The following is a 3,734-nucleotide window of genomic DNA, read 5'->3' on the forward strand; positions in this document are numbered from 1 at the left end:
ACAGGACAACGTTTGGCGCCGGACGAACCAGCCGCATGGTCGAGCCGAGAGAGGGCCTGGTCATCTGGTTCCTCCCGATGTCGCGAGCTCAAGCGAGCAACTGGCCGAGACGCTCGATCTCCTGCTTCGTCGTCGCGAAGCTGGCGACGAAGCGGTAGATCGCCTCGTTGTCGCCGAGATGGCCGTCAAAGCCCAGCGGCACGCCCCATTCATAGAATTTGGCGCCGGCGGCTTGCAGCGCTTCCGCCCTGGCGCGGTCGAGGATCGCAAAAACTTCGTTTGCCTGCGGCAGCCAGGCCAGCCTGCCGGCCGGCGCATCCTCGATCGTCTCGGCCAGACGCGCGGCCATCGCATTGGCGTGGCCTGCCATTCTCAGCCAAAGGTCATCGGTGAAATAGGCTTCGAACTGAGCCGAGATGAAGCGGGCCTTGGAGAATGTCTGCCCGGCGCGTTGGCGAAGCAGGCGCAGGTCCTTGCCGACCTCCTGATTGAAGATCACGACAGCGTCGGCCATCCAGCAGCCGTTCTTGGTGGCGCCGAAAGAGATGATGTCGACGCCGCTCTTCCAGGTCATCTCGGCCGGCGTGACGCCGGTCGCGGCGATGGCGTTGGCGAAACGGGCACCGTCCATGTGGAGCGGCAGGCCGTGGCGACGGCTGACCTCGGCGATCGCCTTGACGTCGTCGACGGTGTAGACCGTGCCGACTTCGGTCGCCTGGGTGATGGTCACGGCCATCGGCTGGCCGCCGGGCGCGAGGTCCCGCGAATAGCGCTGGATGGCCTTGTCCAGCGGCTGCGGGTTGATGCGACCCAGAGGCCCGGGCACCGGCATCACGCGCGCGCCGCCAGTGTAGAAACCCATCGCGCCGAACTCATCGACATTGATATGCGCTTCGGAATGGCAAAGCGCGATGCCGCCGATACGGTTCAACCCTGCCATCGACAATGCGTTCGCCGCTGTGCCGGTCGCGACGAAGAACACCTGGACGTCGCTTTCGAAGATCTCGCTGAAACGGCGATAGACGGCGCGGTCGAGGTCGCCGTCGCCATAGGCGGTGGCGATGCCCGCCGCGTGCCGGGATAGGTTGGCCGAGATGTCGGGATGGACGCCCGCCCAGTTGTCGGATGCAAAGAACATCGAGAGGTCCGTAGCTGATTTGCAGAAGCCGGCGCGACTTGACCGTTTTGGTCTTGCAAGTGCAAGGGGCCAATTGCCGGGAAAGCGGTGATGCCAGCCGACGCCGAAATCGGCAGCGACCGAAGCTTACGCTTTGTCGCCCTCTGGCGAAATTTTGTGTCGCGGCGCGGCCAAGATTTTTGTGAATCGGTCTTGTGCGCGCGCCTGATTTCTGCCATAAAAAATTTAGGACAGTAGTGCTGTCTTATTTTGTCGCACAAAACAGGCTGGACTGGCGTATCATGTGGGCCATTCCGGCCGTTGCCGCGAGCGACGGGTAGACGGCTCGGCTCTGGCCTGTACGATACCGGATACGAACCGGGCGGCGCACCGCATGGTTCGGCAACGATTTCGCAAGACGTGCAGCAAGGATGAGGGGGAAGCATCGCGCTTCCCAAGGCAAACCAGCGCCTCAAAGGGGCGCGGAACGGAGGACGGGACGATGACGGAATTGACGCCATCTGCGATTAACGGCCAGGCCGCGCAGACGAAAGCGGCAGCCGTCAAAACCGCGACCCGCACCGCCACCGGCATGGCCGCTCAGGGCCTTTACGATCCGCGCAACGAGCACGACGCTTGCGGCGTCGGGTTCATCGTCAACATGAAGGGCGTGAAATCGCACCAGATCGTCAAGGACGGCCTTGCCGTGCTGGAGAACCTGACGCATCGCGGCGCCGTCGGCGCCGACCCGCTCGTGGGCGATGGCGCCGGCGTGCTGGTGCAGCTTCCCGACCGCTTCTTCCGCGAGGAGATGGCGGCCCAGGGCATCGAACTGCCGCCGGCGGGCCAGTACGGTGTCGGACACTGGTTCATGCCGCAAGACACGGCGCTGCGCGCCCATATCGAGGATATCATCATCGAATCGGCGCAGTCCGAGGGGCTGCCGCTGCTAGGCTTCCGTGACGTGCCCGTTGACAATTCGTCGCTGTCGAAGGCGCCGGATATCGTGGCGTCCGAGCCGTTTCATCGGCAGGTCTTCATCGGCCGCACGCCCGACATCACCGATGACGAGGAGTACGAGGCCAGACTCTATCTGCTGCGCAAGGTGATATCGGGCCGCATCTACGCCGAAAACGACAACAAGGACATCGGCGCCTATTGCGTGTCGCTGTCGGCGCGCACCCTCGTCTACAAGGGCATGTTCCTGGCCTATCAGGTCGGGGCCTACTACAGGGACCTCAGCGATCCGCGCTTCGAGACCGCGCTGATCCTCGTCCACCAGCGTTTCTCGACCAACACCTTCCCGTCGTGGAAGCTGGCGCATCCCTACCGCATGGTCGCGCACAATGGCGAGATCAACACGGTGCGCGGCAACAACAACTGGATGGCGGCCCGCCAGGCCTCGGTCGATTCCGAACTGTTCGGCAACAACATTTCGAAGCTCTGGCCGATCTCCTATGAAGGCCAGTCGGACACGGCGTGCTTCGACAATGCGCTCGAATTCCTGTTCCAGGGCGGGTACAGCCTCAGCCACGCCATGATGATGCTGATCCCGGAAGCCTGGGCCGGCAACAAGCTCATGGACGCCGACCGCAAGGCCTTCTACGAGTACCACGCGGCACTTATGGAGCCGTGGGACGGGCCGGCGGCGGTCGTGTTCACCGATGGCCGCCAGATTGGCGCCACGCTCGACCGCAACGGTCTGCGCCCGGCGCGCTACATCGTCACCGACGACGACCGCGTCATCATGGCGTCCGAGGCCGGCGTGCTGCCGGTGCCTGAGGAAAGGATCGTCCAGAAGTGGCGGCTGCAGCCCGGCCGCATGCTGCTGATCGACCTCGCCAAGGGCCGCATCGTTTCCGACGAGGAGATCAAATCGGAGATCGCGACCAGGCATCCCTACAAGAACTGGCTCGCCAACACGCAGCTCATCCTGGAAGACCTGAAGCCGGTCGAGCCGCGCGCGCTGCGCAAGGATGTCAGCCTGCTCGATCGCCAGCAGGCATTCGGCTACAGCCAGGAAGACACCAAGCTTTTGATGGCGCCGATGGCCACAACCGGCCAGGAAGCGGTCGGCTCGATGGGCACCGACACGCCGATCTCGGCGATGTCGGACAAGTCGAAGCTTCTCTACACCTATTTCAAGCAGAACTTCGCCCAGGTCACCAACCCGCCGATCGACCCGATCCGCGAGGAACTGGTGATGAGCCTGGTGTCGTTCATCGGACCGCGGCCGAACATCTTCGACCTTGTCGGCAATTCGCGCCGCAAGCGGCTCGAGGTGCGCCAGCCGATCCTGACCAATGGCGATCTCGAGAAGATCCGCTCGATCGGCCACACCGAGGACCGTTTCGACACCAAGACGATCGACATCACCTACGGTGCGAACGAGAATGCCGCTGGCATGCAGGGCGCCATCGACCGGCTCTGCGAGCGCGCCGAAGCGGCGGTCGCCGGCGGCTACAACATCATCATCCTGTCCGATCGCCAGCTCGGGCCGGACCGCATCGCCATTCCGGCGCTGCTCGCAACGGCAGCGGTGCATCACCACCTGATCCGCAAGGGATTGCGCACCTCGGTCGGCCTGGTCGTCGAATCCGGCGAACCGCGCGAGGTG

Annotated in this window: 2 protein-coding genes; one reads left to right on the plus strand and one right to left on the minus strand. The window is 64.0% G+C overall.

Translation table 11 applies throughout. The features are described 5' to 3' along the window. Positions 1-88: 88 nt before the first annotated feature. A complete protein-coding gene (locus tag EN745_RS31565) occupies positions 89-1,138 on the minus strand; it encodes a low specificity L-threonine aldolase (protein ID WP_127423056.1) in 1,050 nt (349 codons plus the stop codon). 481 nt (positions 1,139-1,619) lie between these two features. Between EN745_RS31565 and EN745_RS31570 the strand changes: the two genes are divergently transcribed. Beyond that, a partial coding sequence (locus EN745_RS31570; RefSeq protein WP_281034800.1) for a glutamate synthase central domain-containing protein occupies positions 1,620-3,734 on the plus strand: 2,115 nt, incomplete at its 3' end.

It is taken from the genome of Mesorhizobium sp. M4A.F.Ca.ET.022.05.2.1, assembly GCF_003998845.1.
Taxonomy (GTDB): Bacteria; Pseudomonadota; Alphaproteobacteria; order Rhizobiales; family Rhizobiaceae; genus Mesorhizobium.